The organism is Clostridium estertheticum, from assembly GCF_018861295.1.
GTDB lineage: Bacteria > Bacillota > Clostridia > Clostridiales > Clostridiaceae > Clostridium_AD > Clostridium_AD estertheticum_D.
Map to the genome: position 1 here is coordinate 70,135 of NZ_JAHLDM010000014.1, position 23,459 is coordinate 93,593.

15 protein-coding genes are annotated in these 23,459 nt (G+C 31.7%); 13 read left to right on the top strand and 2 right to left on the bottom strand.

The genetic code is table 11. The annotated features are described in order from the left end of the window. Positions 1–61: 61 nt before the first annotated feature. Together gltB and KPL54_RS14515 are read right to left on the bottom strand one after the other, a co-directional pair. Positions 62–4,582 carry a glutamate synthase large subunit gene (gene gltB / locus KPL54_RS14510; protein ID WP_216107230.1) on the bottom strand — a complete coding sequence of 1,507 codons (4,521 nt, stop codon included), beginning with the start codon at positions 4,580–4,582 and terminating at the stop codon, positions 62–64. A 213-nt stretch (positions 4,583–4,795) separates the two neighbouring features. Further along, positions 4,796–5,512 (bottom strand): SGNH/GDSL hydrolase family protein, encoded by a 717-nt coding sequence (locus KPL54_RS14515; RefSeq protein ID WP_216107231.1) that lies wholly within the window; start codon positions 5,510–5,512, stop codon positions 4,796–4,798. A 532-nt stretch (positions 5,513–6,044) separates the two neighbouring features. Here KPL54_RS14515 and KPL54_RS14520 point away from each other — a divergent pair. From KPL54_RS14520 to KPL54_RS14580, 13 genes are all read left to right on the top strand, one after another. Further along, a complete protein-coding gene (locus tag KPL54_RS14520) occupies positions 6,045–7,088 on the top strand; it encodes an aliphatic sulfonate ABC transporter substrate-binding protein (protein ID WP_216107232.1) in 1,044 nt (347 codons plus the stop codon). Positions 7,089–7,102: 14 nt separating this feature from the next. After that, complete coding sequence (locus tag KPL54_RS14525; RefSeq protein WP_216107233.1) at positions 7,103–7,942, top strand: ABC transporter ATP-binding protein; 840 nt, start codon at positions 7,103–7,105, stop codon at positions 7,940–7,942. Then, positions 7,872–8,648 carry an ABC transporter permease gene (locus tag KPL54_RS14530; protein ID WP_216107268.1) on the top strand — a complete coding sequence of 259 codons (777 nt, stop codon included), beginning with the start codon at positions 7,872–7,874 and terminating at the stop codon, positions 8,646–8,648. The genes KPL54_RS14525 and KPL54_RS14530 overlap by 71 nt, the downstream gene beginning before the upstream one ends. A gap of 28 nt (positions 8,649–8,676) precedes the next feature. Then, on the top strand, positions 8,677–9,273 hold the full coding sequence (cysC, locus tag KPL54_RS14535; RefSeq protein ID WP_216107234.1) for an adenylyl-sulfate kinase: 597 nt from the start codon (positions 8,677–8,679) through the stop codon (positions 9,271–9,273). 44 nt (positions 9,274–9,317) lie between these two features. Then, positions 9,318–10,997, top strand: a complete 1,680-nt coding sequence (locus KPL54_RS14540) for an adenylyl-sulfate reductase subunit alpha (protein WP_216107235.1) — start codon at positions 9,318–9,320, stop codon at positions 10,995–10,997. Then, positions 10,987–11,301 carry a 4Fe-4S dicluster domain-containing protein gene (locus tag KPL54_RS14545; protein ID WP_216107236.1) on the top strand — a complete coding sequence of 105 codons (315 nt, stop codon included), beginning with the start codon at positions 10,987–10,989 and terminating at the stop codon, positions 11,299–11,301. Before KPL54_RS14540 ends, KPL54_RS14545 begins: the two co-directional genes overlap by 11 nt. Before the next feature lie 12 nt (positions 11,302–11,313). Further along, complete coding sequence (cysD, locus tag KPL54_RS14550) at positions 11,314–12,114, top strand: sulfate adenylyltransferase subunit CysD (protein ID WP_071612711.1); 801 nt, start codon at positions 11,314–11,316, stop codon at positions 12,112–12,114. A gap of 18 nt (positions 12,115–12,132) precedes the next feature. Continuing rightward, entirely contained in the window at positions 12,133–13,842 is a 1,710-nt protein-coding gene (locus KPL54_RS14555) for a sulfate adenylyltransferase subunit 1 (RefSeq protein ID WP_216107237.1), read from the top strand. Between the two features lie 119 nt (positions 13,843–13,961). Beyond that, positions 13,962–15,662, top strand: coding sequence for an ABC-ATPase domain-containing protein (locus KPL54_RS14560; protein WP_216107238.1), 1,701 nt, complete (start codon positions 13,962–13,964; stop codon positions 15,660–15,662). A gap of 59 nt (positions 15,663–15,721) precedes the next feature. Further along, positions 15,722–16,762: a threonine aldolase family protein gene (locus KPL54_RS14565; RefSeq protein WP_216107239.1), complete on the top strand. Its 1,041-nt coding sequence runs from the start codon at positions 15,722–15,724 to the stop codon at positions 16,760–16,762. A gap of 158 nt (positions 16,763–16,920) precedes the next feature. Further along, on the top strand, positions 16,921–20,349 hold the full coding sequence (locus tag KPL54_RS14570; RefSeq protein ID WP_216107240.1) for a pyruvate carboxylase: 3,429 nt from the start codon (positions 16,921–16,923) through the stop codon (positions 20,347–20,349). 459 nt (positions 20,350–20,808) lie between these two features. After that, a complete protein-coding gene (locus tag KPL54_RS14575) occupies positions 20,809–22,230 on the top strand; it encodes a glycoside-pentoside-hexuronide (GPH):cation symporter (RefSeq protein ID WP_253203481.1) in 1,422 nt (473 codons plus the stop codon). 170 nt (positions 22,231–22,400) lie between these two features. Then, entirely contained in the window at positions 22,401–23,417 is a 1,017-nt protein-coding gene (locus KPL54_RS14580) for a LacI family DNA-binding transcriptional regulator (protein ID WP_216107241.1), read from the top strand. Positions 23,418–23,459 lie beyond the last annotated feature (42 nt).

Genomic DNA, 23,459 nt, shown 5'->3' on the forward strand with positions numbered 1-23,459 from the left:
AACTGTTCTCAAAAATTTGAGAGAACAGTCTTATATCTTCTTATTGCATTTTATCTCTATTCTATTTTCCTTCTAGTATTGCTTTGTAAGCGGTTGGTATTACTCTTTTGAATTTTGATTTATATTCATTCCAATTGTTTAAAATCTTATTTGCTTTGTTACTGTTAGTAGCCTCAAAATGTTCTTTTATTATTGAATAAAGTTGATCTAAATCTGATTTTGAGATTATTGATTCTACTTCAATCATTTCCATATTACATTTTGATTTAAAAGTTTCATTCTCATCTATAACGTATGCTATACCACCGCTCATTCCAGCTCCAAAGTTTCTACCAGTTCTTCCTATGATAACTACAACTCCGCCAGTCATGTATTCACAACCGTGATCTCCAATTCCTTCAGCTACAGCTTGGGCTCCTGAATTTCTTACTGCAAAACGTTCACCTACGAGTCCGTTTATAAACAATTTACCAGAAGTTGCTCCATAAAGAATTGTATTACCAGCAATGAAGTTCTCATCCTGAACAAAAGTACAATTTTCTGGTGTTTTTACAATAATCTTAGCACCAGATAATCCCTTGCCAACATAATCATTTGCATCTCCTACTAATTTCAATGTTAATCCATTAGCACCAAAGGCTCCAAAACTTTGACCTGCAGCTCCTACAAAATTTAATGTTATTGTGTCATCTGGAAGACCAGTAGCGCCATATTTCATAGCAATTCTTCCACTTAACATTGCACCAACAGAACGATTAACATTTTCAATTTCTAAGTTAAATGTACTTTTCATTCCATTTTCTAAAGATTCTTTTGCCATTTCAATAAGTTTATAATCTAAAGAATTGTCTAAACCATGATTCTGAGCAATAACGCAGTAACGTTTAATTCTCTTTGGCATATCTGGTTTATATAAAATATTTGATAAATCTAGATTTTTTGCTTTCCAATGAGTGATTGCTTTTTTAGGGCTAATCTTATCTACTCTACCTACCATTTCATTCATAGTTCTAAAACCAAGTTTTGCCATATGCTCTCTTATTTCCATTGCAATAAAGGTAAAGAAGTTTACAACATATTCAGGTTTACCTTTGAAATTCTTACGAAGTTCTGGATCTTGAGTAGCTATACCCATATCGCAAGTATTTAAATGACAATTTCTTAGCATAGTACAACCTAGTACTACAAGAGCTGTAGTTGCAAATCCAAATTCTTCAGCTCCAAGAAGTGCAGCGATAACAACATCACGGCCTGTTTTAAGCTGACCATCAGTTTGAACTGTTACTCTGCTTCTTAAATTATTTAGTAGAAGTACTTGCTGAGTCTCAGCAAGTCCAAGCTCCCAAGGAAGTCCTGCATGCTTAATAGATGATAGTGGGGAAGCTCCTGTTCCACCATCATGACCACTTATTACTATAGCATCAGAATGTGCTTTAACAACTCCAGCAGCGATTGTTCCAACTCCTAATTCTGAAACTAATTTCGTACTAATTCGTGCATGAGGATTTACACTCTTTAAATCATAAATAAGCTGAGCTAAATCTTCAATTGAGTATATATCATGATGAGGTGGTGGTGATATTAAATCAATTCCAGGCGTTGAATGCCTAAGTCTTGCTATATTAACATCTACTTTTTTACCAGGTAGTTGACCGCCTTCTCCAGGTTTCGCACCTTGAGCTATCTTAATTTGTAATTCATCTGCATTAACAAGGTATTCAGTTGTAACTCCAAATCTAGCAGAAGCTATTTGTTTAATTGCACTTCGCCTTAAATCTCCATTCTGATCAACCTTGAATCTTTCAGGATCTTCTCCACCTTCACCAGTATTACTTTTTCCACCAAGTCTATTCATAGCTATAGCCATAGTTTCATGAGCTTCTTTACTGATAGATCCAAATGACATTGCACCTGAGCAGAAACGCTTAACTATTTCACTTATTGGTTCAACTTGCTCTATTGGAATTTCATTTCCATAATTAAGTTCGAATAATCCCCTAATTGTACATAAATGTTTGTCTTGTTCATTTATAATTTTTGAATACTCTTTATATAAGTTGTAATCATTAGTCCTTGCAGCTACTTGAAGTTTATATATTGTATCAGGGTTAAATAGGTGATATTCTCCATCTTTTCTCCAAGAATATAATCCACCAACATCGAGTTCTGCTATAGGTTTTCTTAACTTATTAAAGGCATTTTTATGTCTAATTAATACTTCCTTTGCCACAGTTTCTATACCAATTCCGCCAATTCTAGATGGTGTTTCTCCAAAATATTTTTGTAGAAAGTCCGAATTTAAGCCAACAGCATCAAAAATTTGTGCCCCGTGATAACTTTGAATAGTTGATATTCCCATCTTTGATAATATTTTTAGAAGACCTTGTGATACTGCATGTATATAGTTTTCATGAGCTTTTTCTATAGAAATATTTTCTATATCACCTTCATTTATAATATTATCAATTGATTTAAATGCAAGGTATGGGTTAACACCAGTTGCACCATAACCAATTAATAAGGCCATATGCATTGTCTCTCTTGCTTCTCCTGTTTCAACTATTATAGAAACAAAAGTTCTGGTTTTTTCGCGTATTAAATGCTGCTGAACAGCAGATAACGCAAGCAAACTTGGAATTGCAGCATCATAAGAGTCTACTAATCTGTCACTAAGAACGATAATATTATATCCTTCTTTAATTCTTGTAGAGGCTCTTTCACAAATTTTATCAAGTGCCATTTTGAAACCTTCAACCCCAGTGTCTGCCTTAAAAGTTATAGGGATTGTTGTAGTTTTAAAAGCATTATCTTTTAAATTCTTAATTTTAGCCATTTCTAAATTCGTTAGAAGGGGTCTGCTTATTTCAATAAATGGATTATCATTAGAATCCTGATTTAAAACATTATATTGAGAGCCCACATAGTTCATTAATGACATTACCATTTTTTCTCTAATTGAATCAATTGGAGGATTGGTAACTTGTGCAAAAAGTTGCTTAAAATAAGCAAATAAAAGCTGTGGTTTGTTAGATAAAACAGCAAGCGGAGTATCATTTCCCATAGAACCAATGGGCTCTTTACCGTTTTTCGCCATAGGGGATAAGATAAGTTTTAAATCCTCTAGAGTATAACCAAAGGCTTGCTGTTTTTCCTTTAAAATATCTTTATCTATTATAACTTCATCAACTACACCATCAAAATCTTCTAGATATAGTTTGTTTTTTAAAACCATCTCGCCATAAGGTTTACTTGTACAAACTGTTTTTTTAACTTCGTCGTCTGTAATTATTCGTCCTTCATTTGTATCAATTAGGAACATCTTTCCTGGTTGAAGTTTGCCCTTTTTTTTGATATCTTCTGGTTTAAATTTAAGAACTCCAGCTTCAGAGGCAAGAACAGCAAAACCATCCTTTGTTATTACATATCTTGCAGGTCTAAGTCCATTTCTATCCAGAGTTGCACCTATTCTAATTCCATCCGTAAATGCAACGACAGCTGGGCCGTCCCAAGGTTCAATAAGCGATCCATGATATTCATAAAATGATTTCTTATAATCTTTCATATCATCATTTGTAGTCCAAACTTCAGGAATCAACATCATTAAACTATGAGGTAGAGATCTTCCATCCATTTTTAATAGTTCCAACATATTATCTAAGGAAGCTGAGTCGCTACCATTAGGACTAATGATTGGGAATAACTTCTTAAGATTTTCTCCGTACACATTAGATTTTATTATTCCTTCCCTAGCATTCATCCAGTTTCTATTTCCACGAATAGTATTTATTTCACCATTATGAGCCAAATATCTAAAAGGTTGTGCTAAATCCCAAGTTGGAAAGGTGTTTGTACTATATCTTTGATGAACAAGGCAAAGAGCACTTTTAAAATTTATGTCTTGCAAATCAATGTAAAAGCCTTTTATTTGTTCAGCAAGTAAAAGTCCCTTGTAAACAATTGTTCTGCTAGAAAGACTACATATGTAGAAATATTCTGTGCTTCTATTAACCAATTTGATTACTTCGCTTTCAGCTCTTTTTCTTATAATATAAAGTCTTCTTTCAAATTCTTCTTGTAGTTCATCTTCGGAAAGTGATTCATCCTTAAAGGTTGACCCTATAAATATCTGTCTTATAATAGGTTCGGTTCCTTTTGCTGTGTCACCAATGTTTCTACTATCTATAGGAACAGATCTCCAGCCGATTATTTTTTGTCCTTCTTCTTCTGCAATTCTCTCGAATATGCCTTCACATTGAAATCTCAATGCCGGTTCTTTTGGTAAAAAAATCATTCCTACAGCGTATTTTCCGACTCTAGGTAATTCGAGTCCTAAATTGTCACAGCTAATTCTAAAAAATTCATCAGGAATTTGAACAAGTATTCCTGCGCCATCGCCAGTTTTAGGGTCTGCCCCTACTGCACCTCTATGGGTTAAATTCACGAGAACCTTTAGCCCTTTTTTTATAATATCGTTGGTTTTTTCACCTCTGACATTCACTACAAAGCCAACGCCACAATTATCTTTTTCATTAGCAGGATCATATAATCCCTGCTTTTCAGGATAACCAATGCTAGTATTCACAATATTACCCCCTTCTAATTTTATAAAGTAATTATATAAATTGTACCACGATTTTATAATTTTGCAAGTTCGATTTTAAAATGAGTCAAAAATAACAATTTACAGATTATTTCTAAGGAATTTACCAACATAAACGAATGTTATAATTTAACAATAAAGGCAACAGTCATTGAAAATAATTTCCAATGACTGTTGCCAAGTAAATTTGTTTTTTTAACTTTCTAATAAAAAATTATAATTTTCTTTTAGAAAATTTAATATAACAGTTGCTATTAGTGACTGGCCCTCGATGTTTGGATGTATCCCATCTTTACATAAAAAACGAGTGTAATCATTATGTTTTAAAAACTCTGAGCGAATATCAATAAGTACAGTATCAGTTTCATTAGCTACCTGAGTAATCATTTTACTATAAGAATTATGCCAAGTAAAAAGTCTATCCTTTGTTCCTAGCCAATGTAAAATGTTTTTCTCCGAATTAGAATCTTCTTTTGAAATCCAGTTAAAATATTTTAAAGGATCAAGTGGAGGCAAAGTAAGAAGTACCGGCATTATGTGATTATTTTTTAATGTATCAATCATTGAAAGTAATGTTTCACGAAAAGTATATATATCAGTGTTGGGTTTGTATTCCATTTCAGGATTTTTGGCGATTTCATCCCATTTATAATCGCAATCATTACCACCAAATTCTACTAAAACTATATCAGGTGATTTTTTAATCACATCATTATACATTTTAAGTGCACCACGCATAATTGTATTACCAAATTTACCTGCATTATACACAGGTCCTTTTATTTTATTATCTATAATACTTGTAAAATTTTCTTTTAAAGTTGCATATTTAGATTTTTTATCATCATAAATAATACCTTTTGTAATAGAATCTCCATATGCTACTATAATGTAACTATCTTTAACTTCCATAATACACCTCCATAAAACTAAATTATATAAATCAAATTACTTATTCTATATTAACATTATACCATAGGAATACAAACATTTCAATACATAGTTATCAAAACTACGTAAAACATTAAAATTTTTATTAAGTTACTTATTTAATATATTATTCCCATTATTATTTGGTATATTCTATACTAAATAATAAACTTATATAAGTGATCCAATTCTTTCATTATAAATGTTTTATTAGAAAATGTTTATTAGCAATATTTTAAATAGACGAAAAAAGTATGGAAAAATATATAGGATAATAATAGCAATAATTTTGTTGACAATTCATTAGACTAATGATAATATACACCTAACCTATAGGATAAGTATGGTTAAGCGCTATGAATACTTTAAAAGTATAATTAAATACTTCTGACAAAATAGTTAAAAGTTAAAAGTTAAAAAAATGTAGAGTATAAAGATATTTAAGACATGTATTATTTAATATATAGATAGTGTTGAATATTTCACTAAAACTAATTTTAGTAGGAGGCCCACATTGAAAAATTCAAAGGGATTTAAAGTTTCAGGGGCAATACTAGCAGGCTTTTTAATTATCGCTGGATTATCAGGATGTTCATCAAAAAAAGTGGTAAATGAGAATGTTAATGTAAGGGTTGGATATTTCCCAAATATAACCCATTCTCAGGCTCTTGTAGGACGAGAGCAAGGTAACTTTCAAAAGGTTATAGGAACGAAAAACAAAGTAGTGTGGAAATTATTTAATGCAGGACCGGCAGAAGTAGAAGCATTATTTGCAAAAGCTATTGATATTGCATATATTGGACCTGGCCCTGCTATCAATGGATATTCAAAATCAAAAGGGGATATTCAAATCGTAGCAGGTGCAACGGATGCTGGGGCAATATTTGTATCTAAAAAGGGAATGGTTATCAAGAATTTGAAAGATTTGAGTGGTAAAAAAATTGGAGTCCCACAGTTTGGAAATACTCAAGATTTAACACTTAGGAACATATTGTCTGAAAATGGACTTAAGGATAAAACAAAGGGTGGAACGGTTGAAATAAGGCAAGCATCAAATGCTGACATTTTAGCATTACTAAAAAAAGGGGACATAGATGCCGCATTAGTACCTGAACCTTGGGGCTCAAGGCTTATTAAAGAGGCAGGAGCAAATATTATCCTGGATTATAAAGAATTATTCAGACAAGGAAAATATACAACAGCTGTAGTAGTTGTAAGAACTGAATTTTTAAAGGAGCATCCATTGATTGTTGAAAATTTTATAAAAGCACATGTAGATGTTACTACTTATATTAATAAGAATCCGGGTAGAGCTAAGGTAATAGTTAATAAACAGATTACTGAACTAACAAAAAAAGGAATAGAAAAGGATGTTTTAGATGCTGCGTTTAAAAGGTTAACAATTACAAATAATCCAGAAAAGGATTCTGTTTTAGATTTTGTTAAATTTTCACTTCAAGAAGGGTTCTTAAGATTAAATCCAGACACAAAGAATTTGTTTAACCTTACAATTTTAAATAAGGTTTTAAAAGAAAAAGATCAAGTTCAAATCAAATAAAAGAGGTGACACGTTTGAGTCTTATAGTTAAGGATGTTAGTAAGGAGTTTATTTCAAAGCATAAGAAAACAAGTACACTTGAAAATTTTAATTTAGAAATTACAAAGGGCGACTTTGTATGCATATTAGGGCCATCTGGTTGTGGAAAATCAACTTTACTAAATATTCTAGCAGGACTTGAAAAGGCAACCAAAGGTGTTGTTCTACTTAATGGTAACGAAATAACAGGTCCGGGTCCTGATAGAACAGTAATGTTTCAAGAAGCAGCATTATTTCCATGGCTTAAGGTAATAGATAATGTAGAGTTTGGAATGAAGATGGCTGGAATGCCAAAGGAAGATAGATATAAGAAGGCTATCCACTATTTAAAAATGGTACATTTATCAAAATTTCAAGATTCTTATGTTTATGAGTTATCAGGTGGAATGAAGCAAAGGGTAGCTCTCGCCCGTGCACTATCTCTTGATTCTGAAATACTGTTAATGGATGAACCTTTTGCAGCCCTTGACAGTCAGACTAAAATGATGCTGCAACAAGAGTTACAACGAATTTGGGTAAATACAAAAAAAACAATTATCTTTATTACCCATAATGCAGAAGAAGCAGTTTATTTAGCTAATAGAGTTGTTGTGATGGCGGCGAATCCTGGTAGAATAAAGCAAGAATTTAAGATAGAACTTGCAAGACCAAGAGAAATGGAAAGTTGTGATATAGCTTATTATACATCTAAGATAATGAAAGCATTAAAAGAGGAGGTGGAGAAGGTTGCAAAAGCAGAATACGATGGTGATTGGAATATTGAAGAAAATACTGTTCTATATACTCCTGATAGTGATATGGGAGGGGATTTATAAACTAGGTGTTGATGTTTTGAAAATTTGGAAACCTTATATTTTCCCATCACCTTTTGACGTTTTTGGTACTTTGATTTCACTTATAAAAGATAACACAATAGGAATAGCTATTGTTGCAAGTTTAAAGAGAATTGTAGTTGGATATTTTATATCAGTAATAATAGGAGTTACTCTAGGACTTACAATTGCTAAATTTAAGTATTTAGATGAAAATTTAGGACCATTAATTTTAGGACTTCAAACTTTACCTAGTATTTGTTGGTTGCCTTTTGCTATTCTTTGGTTTGGACTTAGTGAGATTTCAATAATTTTTGTAATTGCAATTGGCTCAACGTTTGCTGTGGCAATATCAGTTAGATATGCAATACAAAATGTAAATCCATTATATATAAGAGCTGCAAAAACAATGGGTGCAAGGGGTAGTAAAGTTTATACCCATGTAATTTTGCCAGCAGCACTTCCAGATATAGTTAGCGGACTTAAGCAGGGCTGGTCATTTGCATGGAGGGCTTTGATGGCAGGAGAAATGTTATCTTCAACAAAAGGGCTTGGCCAAGTGCTTATGGTAGGCCGTGACTTAGCCGACATTAGCCAAGTTGTAGCTGTAATGATAGTAATAATAATTCTTGGGTTAGTTGTGGATAAACTTGTTTTTTCAAGACTTGAGAAAAATATGAGATATAAATGGGGCCTCGATAGGGCTTAGTTTTTAAAATTAATGGAGGTGAATATAAATGAGCATAGAAAATCTTACTTGGCATGATACGTTTGTAACTCAGAAGTTACGCGAAAATTTATTATCGCAAAAATCTAAGTTATTATGGTTTACTGGGTTATCAGGTTCTGGAAAGTCAACGGTAGCAAACGCTTTAGATTTAAGATTAAATGAAATGGGCAAAGCAACTTATCTATTAGATGGAGATAATATTCGCCTAGGTATAAACTCTGATCTTGGGTTCTCAAAGCAGGATAGAAATGAAAATATACGCCGAATTAGCGAAATAGGGAAATTGTTTGTAGATTCAGGATTAATAACCATTGCTTGCTTCATCTCTCCATTAAAAGCAAATCGTGAGATGGCACGTTCTACACTTGGGGATGATTTCATTGAAATATTTGTTGATTGCCCCCTTTCGGAATGTGAAAAGAGAGATCCTAAGAATTTATATAAGAAGGCAAGACTTGGCGAAATCAAAGAATTTACAGGTATATCTTCCCCCTATGAAAAACCTGAAAATCCTGAAATTGTTGTAAACACAAAAGAGAAAACAGTAGATCAATGTGTAGATCAAATATTGGACTACTTGAAGTTAGTACCTAAAATTTACTAGTGTATTTATAATTATTTTTAAAATGTCTTGGCTAGGAGGATATAATGAAGCTTGAAACAAAAATATTAGAAACAGATGTGTTAGTAGTTGGTGGAGGCACCGCTGGATGTTATGCAGCATTAACCTTAAGTAAAAATCAAGATATTAATATTATTGTAGCAGATAAGGCCAATATAAAAAGAAGTGGATGTTTAGCAGCAGGTGTTAATGCAATCAATGCATATATTAATGAGGGATATACCCCAGAAGACTTTGTAGATTATGTTAAAAAAGAAGCAGAGGGAATAGTAAGAGAAGATTTAGTTTATTCTATAGCTAAGAATTTAAATAAGGTTACAAAAAATATGGAGAGTATAGGTCTTACTATTTTAAAGGACTTGAATGGTAAATATGTAACTCGTGGAAAAAGAAGTATTAAAATTAACGGTGAAAACATAAAACCACTTCTTGCAAATGAGATTAATTTAATGACAAATATAAATGTTTTAAACAAGGTAAATATAATTGATTATATTATTAAAGATAATATAGTCATTGGTGCTTATGGTTTTCATATAGAAGAAAATACTTTCTACGTAATATATTCGAAAGCTGTAATTTGTACTACCGGCGGAGCCTCTGGCCTTTATAAACCTAATAATCCTGGCTTTTCTAAACATAAAATGTGGTATTCACCCTTTAATACTGGGGCAGGTTATGCTATGGGTATAAGAGCCGGAGCTGAAATGACCTCTTTTGAAATGAGATTTATTGCTCTAAGGTGTAAGGATACTATAGCACCAACAGGTACAGTGGCTCAAGGTATTGGTGCAAGGCAAGTTAATGCTAGTGGAGATGAATATGTAAAAAAATATGGCAAACCATTGACGACTATAAGATTGTTTGCAACTGTAGAGGAAAATGGTAAGGGCCTCGGCCCTTGTTATTTAAAAACAAAAGGCATTTCGGGTGGAACACAGGAAGAACTTTACAAGGCATATCTTAATATGGCACCAGCTCAGACTTTAAAGTGGATTGAAGATGGAGATGGACCTAGCAAGGAGAACCTTGAGATAGAAGGTACAGAACCTTATATAGTAGGTGGACATGCGGCTAGTGGATATTGGGTTGATACTAAAAGATCTACAACTATTTCTGGCTTATATGCAGCTGGTGATGTCGCTGGTGGAAGTCCTAAGAAATACGTTACTGGTTGTTTCGTAGAAGGTGAAATTGCAGCAGATGCTGCAACTGAGTTTATAAAAAATAAGAAAAACAAGCTAATTGATGATAAAGAAATTTCTGCTAAAGTAAAATTATTAGAAACTTTTCTTGAAAAGAATGATAGCTTATTTTCTATAAATGGTATTGAAGAGGCTATGCAAAAGGTAATGGATGAATATGCAGGTGGTATATCTAAAAATTATGTTTTTAATTCTTCTAAGTTACAAATTGCTAGTAAAAAAATAGAAGAAATTTTAGTTCTTTCAAATGATTTAAGGGCTAAAGATATGAGAGAATTACTTCAAATATACGAAGTTATTGATAGGTTATACGTATGCAAAGTTTTAATAGTTCATCTTCTAGCAAGGAAAGAAACCCGTTGGAAATGTTATGGTGAAAATGCAGACTTCAAGGAAAAAGACGAAAACTTACTTAAGTATGTAAATACTATATATAAGGAAGGCACGGTTCAAGTTGTCTTTAGAAACTTAGTAAAGCGAGATGAAGTTTATGAGCATTAAAATAGATTTACAAAAATGTGTGGGTTGTGGTAAATGCATCCAGATGTGTCCGGGAAATCTCATTTTTAAAAATGATAAATCGAAAGCTTTTATAAAATACTCTGAGGAATGTTGGGGGTGTACTGCGTGTCTTAAAGAATGTCCAGTCCAGGCTATAAATTACTATCTTGGAGCTGATATTGGTGGCAAAGGAACTTATTTAAACACTAAAAAAGAAAAAAATCTTCTTCATTGGCACATATATAAGCCAAATAAGGTTGAGATAATTATTACAACAAATGTAGCGGAAGCTAATAAATATTAGGGAGGTTAATTTATGGATCATTTAGATGAATTAGAAGCAGAAAGTATTTTCATATTAAGAGAATCTTATAAAAAACTAGGTAAACTTGGAATGTTATGGTCAATTGGTAAGGATTCAACAGTATTATTGTGGTTATCAAAGAAGGCGTTTTTCGGACATTCTCCTTTTCCGTTTATTCATGTAGACACAAAGCATAAAATTCCTGCGATGATCGAATATAGAGATAAAATTGCTAAAGAGTTTAATATCGACCTTATAGTGCATACAAATCAGGAAGCAATCGACGCAGGTATGGGGCCAGATAAAGGAAGACTCGTTTGTTGCAAAGCACTAAAAACGGATGGACTTCAACAAGTGGTTACAAAATATGAATTTGATGGATTAATTCTTGGAATTAGAAGTGATGAGGAAGGTTCACGCTCAAAGGAACGAGTATTTAGTGAAAGAAATAAGGATTCAGAGTGGGATTACACTAATCAAGCACCAGAACTTTGGGATCAATTTAAAACTGATTTTCCAAAAGGAAATCATATAAGGGTTCATCCAATACTTCATTGGAATGAAATAGATATATGGACTTATATACAAAGAGAAAATATACCACTTATAGATTTATATTTTGCAAAGAACGGCGAGAGATACAGAAGCCTTGGATGTGCTGAGTGTACAGGTAAGATAAAGTCCAATGCGGTGACGATTGATCAAATAATTGAAGAATTAAAACATACTACAACAGGAGAAAGAGCAGGTAGAGCTCAAGATCAAGAAGATTCATATGCTATGCAAAAACTTCGTAAAGATGGTTACATGTAAGGGAGGGGTTTATTACTAATGGAAAATACAAGAGAACAATTAAGAATAGTTGCAGTAGGACATGTAGATCACGGTAAGTCTACAGTAATTGGAAGATTATTGTATGATACAAAATCACTACCAGAAGGTGCAATTGAAAAAGTTAAAAGAATTGCTAAAGAAACAGGTAAACCTTTTGAATATGCGTATCTATTAGATGCTTTTGAAGAAGAACAAAAACAGGGAATTACAATAGATACAACATCACTTCAATTTCATACAGATAAACGGGATTACGTAATTATAGATGCACCAGGACATATAGAATTTCTTAAAAATATGATTACAGGTGCAGCTAGTGCTGAAGCCGCGCTACTTATAATAGACGCTAAAGAGGGAATACAAGAACAGTCTAAAAGACATGGTTATATATTATCACTACTTGGTATAAAGCAGGTATGTGTTGTAGTTAACAAAATGGATCTTATAGCTTACAGTCAGAAAAAATTTAATGTTATAAAAAATGAAATGAATGCTTTTCTAAAAAAATTAAATGTACATCCAATGAGTTATATTCCTATTTCAGCATTTTATGGTGAAAATTTAACTTCAAAATCAGATAAGTTATTTTGGTACAAAGGAGAAACTGTTCTTGAATCATTAGATTTATTTACTCAGGAAGAAGGCTTAGACGCAAAACCACTAAGATTCCCAATTCAAGATGTATATAAATTTGATAATAGGAGAATAATTGCAGGTAGAATAGAAGCAGGTACGCTTAAGGTTGGTGATGAAATTCTTATTTCTCCATCAAACAGGACTACAAAAGTTAAAAGTATAGAAGCCTTTGTAGAAAAAGACAGGGTAAGTACAGTAAGCGCAGGAATGTCAGTGGGAATTACTTTTGAAGATGAGTTTTTCAATAAAAGAGGAGAAATAATTTCACACATTGATAATGCTCCTGTTATTGCTGATCTTTTTACTACTAATATATTTTGGATGGGAAAAAATAGTTTAGTAAAGGGTAAAAAATACAAGATAAAACTTGTAACTCAAGAAGTAGAATGTGAAATTGTAGCTTTTAATAAAGTCATAGATGCAAGTACTATAGGAACTTATGAAGATGCAACTGAGGCAAAAACTAATGATGTAGCTGAAGTTACTATAAGGACAAAGGAAAAAATATGTTTTGATAAATTTGCAGATAACCAAAATACAGGTAGATTTGTAATAGTAGATGGTTATGATGTTAGTGGTGGTGGAATTATTTCAGGGGTGGTAGAGTCTACTAGTATTATAGAAACTACCTTTAGTAAAGATAAACTTAAATTTACTATTAATTGTTTTGATGAATATTATTTTGATATTAAAGCACTAGCAATCAAAAAGGAATTGATAAAGGCTACCCAATATAAAATAGGAGATAATGTTCCTTTTCTTGGATCAAGTTATGAATACACAAAAGATTTTGATGTAATTGCATTAAATGCTGGTCTTGCCTCTAAAATAAGAAATGGTAAGTTAATAGATGTTATACCAGTAGAAAAATACTCATATGAATCTATAGTTATTATAAATGAAAAAGGATTTGGTATTAAACTAACATCACAAAAAGATTTATCCTCATACATTAATGAATATAAAAAAGATATGAATGAGAAGTTTGCAAATAAATGGTTGGATTTCACTAAATATAGAACTGTAAGATTTAGTGATAGTGTAGAAGAAAATCAAGATTACTTGATATAAAGTAAATTTGAGATTATAATTGAATAAAAAATATAAGGAGCCAATCGGGATGAGTAGTAGTCTCTGCGATTGGTTCTTTTGTTATAAAATATTGGATATGTTAAATAAAGGAGAGTTATATGAAAAGTTCACAAGTTTTGAAAATGGAAATAGATAAAATTGATGGGAAAAGCTATAGATTATATAAAAATTTAGAGGGAGAGTATGATTTTGGAAGCTTTGTGCTTTTTATAGATCATGTTCAAGGAGATCCTTTTGCATCACCATCAAGAATTAGAGTAATAGTAGATCAGAATATTTCTAAATTTCCAAAAGAAATTTTTGATAATAAAATCAAAAATATTGCAGTAGCCGATTTTTTAACAAGAGAATTTCATTATAATATAAATAAGTGTTCTGAAAAGGTTTTTGGGTCTGGAAAAAGTGGATTAATAGCAATAAGTAAATGTCCACAGGAAATATTAGATAGAACTTCAATAATAATAGATGAAAATAAAATAGAAGCTAGATTTTATGTTGGATTTCCAGCAAGAGGGAGAAGTGTACTAGCCAGAGAACTTGAGAAAATTTTATATAATGTTATACCAAATATTGTTGAAAAAACTTTAATATATAAAAACATAGATAGTGAAAAATTAACAAGTAGAGTAACCCTTGTAGAAGACCAAGAATATATAAGAAGGTCACTCACGAGTAGAGGGTTAGTTGCATTTGTGGCTAATGGATCAATATTACCTAGAGAGAGTGGAGTGTCTACAAAAGCACTAAAAGGTGGTATAGCATTTGCATCACCAAAAGACCTAGAAGTAGAATTTAATACAAAGAGTCATGGTAAAATTCGTGGCATGGGAATTAAGGATGGTATAACACTTATAGTAGGTGGAGGATATCATGGTAAATCTACATTATTAAAAGCTTTAGAGCTTGGAGTTTATAATCATATTGAAGGTGATGGTAGAGAACTTGTTATAACAGATGAATCAGCCTTAAAGGTAAGGGCAGAAGACAGCAGATGCATAACTAAAACGAATATATCTCTATTTATTAGTAAACTACCTAACGGTAAAGATACTATAGAATTTTCTACAGAAAATGCAAGTGGAAGTACATCACAAGCGGCGAATATAATAGAGGGAATAGAAAGTGGAGCAAAGGTACTATTAATAGATGAGGATACTTCAGCCACCAATTTTATGATGAGAGATGATTTAATGCAAAAATTAGTTTCAAAGGAAAAGGAACCAATTACACCATTTATAGAAATAGTAAGACCTTTACATAAGCAAAATGGTATTTCAACAATAATGGTAGTAGGAAGTTCAGGAGAGTTTTTCGATGTAGCAGACAGCGTAATTCAATTGGACAACTATGAAGCAAAGGATGTTACAAAAGAGGCTAAAAAGTTAAGTCGTGGTAATATAATGCAAAGAATTATTGATAGAGATTTAAAAACAAATGTTGTTTTTAATAGAGTAGTCAAAGCTGGAACTATAACACAAGGGGATAAAGGTATTAAGATGAAAACAATAGGGTTAAGTGTTTTAAGTATAAATCGCGAGGATATAGAGTTAAGGGCGGTAGAACAAATAGTTGACAGTGAACAAGTAAATGCTATTGGAATTATTATGAAATGGGCAGAAGTAAGTCTTATGAATAAGGGTTTGAATTTTGGTGACATGGTTGATAATATAATTTGCCAAATAGATAGAGATGGGTTAATATCCATGGATAGATTAAAAGGTGGAAGCGGTAGTTTAGCAATGCCTAGAAAGCAAGAAATAATGGCGACCTATAATAGATATAGAAAGCTCAAAATATAAAAAGTTATAACAAAAACATAAAGTTAAAATAAACCAATGATGTAGAGAGGGGAAAATAAATGTATAGTTTTAAAAATGATTATAGTGAAGGCGCTCATCCAAATATACTGAAAGCATTAATGAAATCAAATATGGAACAAACAGAGGGATATGGAGAAGATAAATACTCAATAGGTGCTATTAAATTATTAAAGGATAAATTAAAGTGTAATGATGTCAATATTCATATGTTTTGTGGTGGAACTCAAACAAATCTTACAGTCATTTCAGCTTTTTTAAGACCGCATGAGGCTGTTATATCAGCAAATACAGGACATGTATTAGTTCATGAAACTGGAGCAATAGAGGCAACTGGTCATAAAGTTATTTCTATAAAAGTTGAGGATGGAAAACTTAAACCTACTCATATACAAATGGTTATAGATGAACATACTGATGAGCACATGGTAAAGCCTAAAATGGTTTACATATCAAACCCAACAGAAATAGGTACTATATATAAGAAAAAAGAATTAGAAGAGTTATATGGATATTGCAAGAAAAGCAATATAATTTTGTATATTGATGGAGCAAGGCTTGGATCCGCTTTATGCTCAAAAGAAAATGATATAGAGATTTCAGACTTGCCAAAACTAGCTGATGTTTTTTATATAGGTGGAACTAAAAACGGTGCATTACTGGGTGAGGCCCTTGTTATTTGCAAAGAGGATCTTAAAGAGGATTTTAGATATCATATTAAGCAAAAGGGTGGATTACTTGCAAAAGGCAGGTTAATAGGTATACAGTTTTTGGAGCTATTTAAAAATGATCTTTATTTTGATTTAGCGAGACATGCTAATTTTATGGCGGAAACATTAAAATTAGGAATTAAAGAGTGTGGATATAAATTTTTAATAAATTCATCAACAAATCAAATATTCCCAATATTGCCTAATAAAACAATTGAGAAACTTCAAGAAAAATATTTGTTTTTTATATGGCAAAGAATTGATGAGGATAATTCTGCAGTGCGTTTAGTAACATCTTGGGCTACTAAAGACGAGCCTGTTAAGTCATTTATAGATGATTTAAAACTAATTAGCAAGCAGGGTAATAGATGATAATTTCCGTTTAACTAGCATAAATTATTGTAGGATACTATTAGTTTATTGCAATATTAGACTTATTTTATTGCATTTTAGGTGAAAATCATGTATTCTAGTTAATAATGATTAATGAATAATATAATGGACAAAAGGCTATATAGGGGGTAATGAAAGTGAGAAAGTTTAAAAGAGTACTAGTAGCAAATAGAGGTGAAATTGCAATAAGAATTTTTAGAGCTTGTAATGAGCTTGGAATTCGTACGGTTGCAATTTACTCTAATGAGGATAAATATTCTCTATTCAAAACTAAGGCAGATGAGGCATATCTAATTGGGAAAAATAGAAGTCCTGTTGAGGCATATTTAAATATCGAGGAGATAATAAGTATTGCGCTTAAAAAAGGTGTAGATGCTATTCATCCAGGGTATGGTTTTTTATCAGAGAATCCTGAATTCGCAATTAAATGTGCTAAAGCAGGTATTGAATTTATAGGACCTACGGCGGTTATGATGGATAGTCTTGGAGACAAAATTAAATCTAAGATTGTTGCAAATGCGGTGGGAGTTCCTACGATACCTGGAGATAAAAAAGAAGTTGAAACAATAGACGAGGCAAAGGAACTCGCAGAAAAATGTGGATATCCTGTTATGCTAAAGGCAGTCGCTGGTGGCGGAGGCCGAGGAATGCGAATTGTACGCGATGCCAGTGAATTAGCATCATCTTATATAAGTGCTAAAAATGAAGCAAAAAAAGCCTTTGGTATAGACCACCTTTATGTAGAAAAATATCTTGAAAAATCTAAACATATAGAAGTTCAGGTTCTTGGAGACAAGTTTGGAAATATTGTTCATTTACATGAGCGTGATTGTTCTATCCAAAGAAGGCATCAAAAGGTAGTAGAATATACTCCTGCATTTTCAATATCACAGAAAAAAAGAGATGAAATTTGTAATGATGCATTAAAAATTGCTAAATCAGTAAATTATAGAAGTGCTGGTACATTGGAGTTCTTAGTAGATACTAAGGGAAATCATTATTTTATAGAAATGAATCCTAGAATTCAAGTTGAACATACCGTTACAGAAATGGTAACTGGTATTGACATAGTTCAAAGTCAGATACTTATAGCAGAAGATTATGCTTTAAATTCACACGAAATAGGAATTAATTCACAAGAGGATGTACAAGTTAATGGATTTTCTATTCAGTGTCGTATAACAACAGAAGATCCTTCTAATAATTTTGCGCCAGATACAGGGAAAATAGAAGAATATAGAACAGGTTCTGGTTTTGGAATAAGACTAGATGGAGGTAATGGCTTCGCCGGAGCTATAATTAGTCCTTATTATGATAGTTTACTTGTAAAAAACATATCATGGTCTAGAACTTTTAAAGATGCCATAAAGAAGTCTATAAGAGCTGTAGAGGAAACTAGAATTACAGGAGTAAAGACTAATATAGGTTTTTTAATTAATGTATTGAATCATCCTACTTTCCTTAAGGGCGAATGTAATACAAATTTTATTGAAGAAAATCCTGAACTTATATCTATTACACCTCAGGCAGATGAAGAAAGTAGAGTTTTAAAATTTATTGGTGAAAAAATGGTTAATGAAAACAATGGTATTAAAAAACTTTATGATGTACCAGTAGTTCCAAAAATCATAATGCCAAATGAACTTAGTGGAACAAAACAAATATTAGATCTTCAGGGGACAGAAGGACTTTTAAAATGGATTAAAGGACAAAACAAATTGTTATTAACTGATACAACAATGAGAGATGCTCAACAATCATTAATGGCAACTAGGGTGAGAACAAAGGACATGTTAAAGATAGCAACTGCTACCTCTGTTTATGGAACTGATTTGTTTTCTCTTGAAATGTGGGGAGGAGCTACTTTTGATGTTGCATATAGATATTTGAATGAATCTCCTTGGGAGAGATTAACACAACTTAGAAAGAAAATTCCTAATGTACTTTTTCAGATGCTTATTCGTGGAGCGAATGCAGTAGGTTATAAGAATTATCCTGATAATATAGTTCGTGAATTTATTAAAGAATCAGCGAGTAGTGGTGTTGATGTATTTAGAATATTTGATTCACTAAATTGGCTTAAAGGAATGGAAACATCAATAGATGAGGTTCTTAAAAGTGAGAAGGTTGCAGAAGCTTGTATTTGTTATACAGGCGATATATTAAATGATAAAAAGAATAAATATAATTTGGATTATTATATAAAACTTGCAAAGGAAATTGAAAAAACAGGGGCTCATATATTAGGTATAAAAGATATGTCAGCACTTCTTAAACCTCATGCTGCATTTAAGCTAATTAATGCCTTAAAGCAAGAGGTAGGAATGCCTATTCATCTTCATACTCATGATACTACAGGAAATGGTGTTGCTACAGTTTTAATGGCAGCTCAAGCAGGTGTTGATATTGTAGATACTGCATTTAATAGCATGTCAGGTCTTACTAGTCAGCCAGCTTTAAACTCAGTTGTTGCAGCACTTAAAAATACTGACAGAGATACTGGAATAGATCTTAAAGGAATTCAGGGGATTTCAGATTATTGGGATGCTGTAAGACCAGTTTATGACCAATTTAAATCAGATTTGAATTCTGGTTCAGCTGAAATTTATAGATATGAAATCCCAGGAGGTCAATACTCTAATCTTAAACCACAGGTAGAGAGTTTCGGTCTTGGGCATAAATTCAATGAAATTAAAGAGACATATAAAGTTGTAAATGATATGGTAGGGGATATTGTAAAGGTAACTCCATCTTCTAAGATGGTTGGAGATTTTGCAATATTTATGGTCCAAAATGACCTTACACCAGAAAATATATATGAAAAAGCAATTAAAATGTCCTTCCCAGATTCTGTTGTATCATACTTTAAAGGAATGATGGGTCAACCAATGGGAGGATTTCCAGAGAAACTTCAAAAATTAGTTTTAAAGGGTGAAGATCCAATTACAGGTAGACCAGGTGAATTATTGCCAGATGAAGATTTTAATATGGTGGAGAAACACTTAATAGAAAAATTTAATATAACTCCAACTAAAAAAGATATATTAAGTTATTCATTATATCCAGATGTATTTGATAACTATATTAAATATATTCAGGAGTATGGAGATTTAAGCAGAATTGGAAGCGATATTTTCTTCCACGGATTAAATGAGGGTGAAACCTGTGAGGCTGAAATTGCGGATGGAAAAACCCATATGATAAAATTGCTTCATATTAGTAAATTAGATTTAGAAGGTAATAAAGTTCTTGTGTTTGAGGTTGATGGAAATAGACGTGAAATAAAAATCAAAGACAAAAACAACAAGGCTGTGTTAAATTACCAAATGTCACAAATGGCAGATCCGTCAAATCCTTTAGAGGTTGGATCTCCAATACCAGGAACAGTTATATCTATCCTTGTAGCAGAGGGAGATAAAGTAACTGAAAATCAACAATTAATGGTAGTCGAGGCTATGAAAATGGAGACTAGAGTAATTGCCTCAAAGGCAGGTGTAGTTGAGTTAATCAATGTAAAAGAAGGACAACAGGTAAAGGCTGGAGAACTTTTAATAAATTTAAAATAAAATAAATATGGAAAAAGATAGTAAAACTTTTAAATAAGGTTTTACTATCTTTTTTACATTTATACGATTATATGTCTAAGCAAAATGAATGACTAAATAATATATAATTATACGCTGATGAAATAAATATATAATTGTAAAATAAAATAGTATTGTGTAAACGACTAATATATGCTAGAATATAAAAAGAAAGAAAAGGTTTTCCTAAAAGGAATTATTTAATTTTACATAATTTTTTTAGCTAAATAAGCGTACTTGTAAAAGTGCGTATTTAATTTAGCAGTACAGAAAAGGTTTTCCTATAAAAAGTTTGGAGGTAATATTGTGGACATGTTACTTGAAAAATGGATATTTTAGTAGATGATATCCCCGATGGACTATTTCTACAAAAGTAAAAAGAAAGTATAAATAAAACAAAGATAGCGTTAACATTATTCAATATACAAGGAGGAAATAAAAATGAAACAAGTGAACCAAATGAAACAAAGATTTGCATTTGCAGCAGGTGCATTCGGCCATGATATTTTTTACCAAGCATTATCAACATATTTCATGATTTTCGTTACAAAAGCTATGTTTGCAGGAGCTCCAAAGGAAACTCAGATGAAAATGATAGGGTTAGTTACCTCATTAGTTGTAGGTATCAGACTAATTGAAATTATCTTTGATCCAATTATTGGTAGCGTTATAGACAACACTAAAACTAAATGGGGAAAATTCCGTCCATGGCTTTGTATTGGTGGAACAATCAGTGCAATTTGCTTAGCAATGTTATTTACTAACTTCTTTGGACTAGCAACAAGTAACCAAACTTTATTTACAATTCTATTTATTATTGTTTTCATCATATTAGACTGTTCTTTTTCATTTAAAGATATTGCATTTTGGTCAATAATCCCTGCACTTAGTGATGATTCGGCAGAACGTGGAAAATTAGCAACATTCGGACGTTTCGCTTCATCATTAGGTGCAAACGGAACAACACTAGCAGTAATTCCTATAGTTTCATTCTTTACATTAATAGTTACTGGTAAGTCTGGTCAAGGAGCTAGCGGATGGTTCGCTTTTGGTTTAATAGCTGCAATAATCTATGGTGTTACAAGTTGGATTGTAGCTCTTGGCACAAAAGAACAAGAAAGTGTTTTACGTAAGCAACAAGGGAAAACTTCATTTAAAGATGTCTTTACTGCACTTACTAAAAACGATCAATTAATGTGGTTGGCACTATCATATCTTTTATTTGCTATTGGGTATGTAGCTACAACAGCCGTATTAATGCTTTACTTCCAATATGTAATCGGTAATATATCAGCTTTTTCAATTGTAGGTATTGTAGCTGCAATTTGTGGCATTGTATCCGTTCCACTTTACCCAATTGTCACTAAATTTATTTCAAGAAAATATGTTTACATAATTGGTATTTTATCAATGTTAATTGGATATTTGATACTTTCCGTAGTATCATCAAGTTCAATGGCAGTTATTATTATAGGTCTAGTATTCTTCTATTTCCCGTATCAATTAATTTTTCTATCAGTACTTATGACAATCAGTGACTCAGTTGAATACGGACAATGGAAAAATGGAGTTCGTAATGAAGCAGTAACTTTATCTCTTCGTCCATTATTAGATAAACTCGCAGGTGCTTTATCTAATGGTATCGTAGGTTTTATATCAGTAACGTGTGGTATGATTGGAAATGCACAAGCAAGTGATATAACATCTCAAAGTATTGTAACATTTAAAATGTATGCTTTCTATTTACCAGCAGCATTAATGATTATCTCCGCTGTTATCTTTTTATTCAAAATTAAATTGACAGAAAAGAAACATGCTGAAATAGTAAAAGAATTAGAAGCATCATTAGCAAAAGGAAACTAATTTAAGTTAATAATTAAAGCATTATTAATACTAGAAAGCTGCCTCATGACAAAAAATTGAGGCAGCTTTCTCTTTAAAAATTTTAATTTAAATAGTAATATTTTCATATATGATTAATTAGTTGATTTAATATAATATGTGTAAATTTCCTTACTTTATAGGAGGTAAAAATGAAAGCGAGTATACGAGATGTCGCAAGGGAAGCTAATGTTTCCATGAGTACTGTATCAAGAGTTATGAATAAAAATTATCCTGTTAAAGAAGAAACTAAAATTAGAGTTGAAAAAGCTGTAGAAAAATTGAACTTTAGTCCTAACACATTGGCAAGATCACTAATTTGTCAAAACACAAAAACAATAGGAATTCTAGTTCCAAGCATAGACAATTTATTCTTTCCAACTGTAATTAAAGCTATCGAATATGAACTTAGAATAAATGGTTATTCAATTTACCTTTGTGATACAGCTGATAACGCTTCGGAAGAAATAAAATATATAAGATCGCTTATGGGAAGACAAGTAGATGGAATTATAGTAATTGACCCTAAAACAGAAAATATGAGGAGTGGGTTTTATGAAATGGCAGGAAAAGATATACCACTTGTATCAATCAATGGATATAATAAGGACATAGAGTGTAATTTTGTACTTAATGATGAAGCAAATGGTGCAATGCAAGCAATGGAGTATCTTTTAAAACTTGGACATGAAAATATAATATTTGTACGAGGAAAAGGGAGTTACTCATATGACATAAAAGAAACCGTTTATATTAAATTCATGGAAGAAAATAAATTAACTGTTCAAAAGAAAATTATAGATATCGGTGAAGGCAATAGTTACGATACTGTTGATGGAACAATGAATATAATGAGAAAAGAACTAGAAAACTTAAAAGCACCTATTGCTGTATTTGCCTGTAATGATTTAATGGCACTCGGAGTTTTAAATGCTTGTAAAAAAATGAATCTCGATGTACCTAAGGAGGTTTCAATAATTGGATTTGATAACATTTGTATTTCGAATATAGTTGAACCCAAAATTACAACAGTAGATCAAAATATGTATTTACTTGGGGAAAATGCTGCAAAAATGCTTTTGGACTTAATAGATAATAACAATCAAAAGGTTAACAGAATTAAACTAAGCACAAAACTAATTATTAGAGATAGTTGCAGTAAACTTTAGATCTAAATAATAAGTAATAATAAGGAACTAAGTTTACTTAAT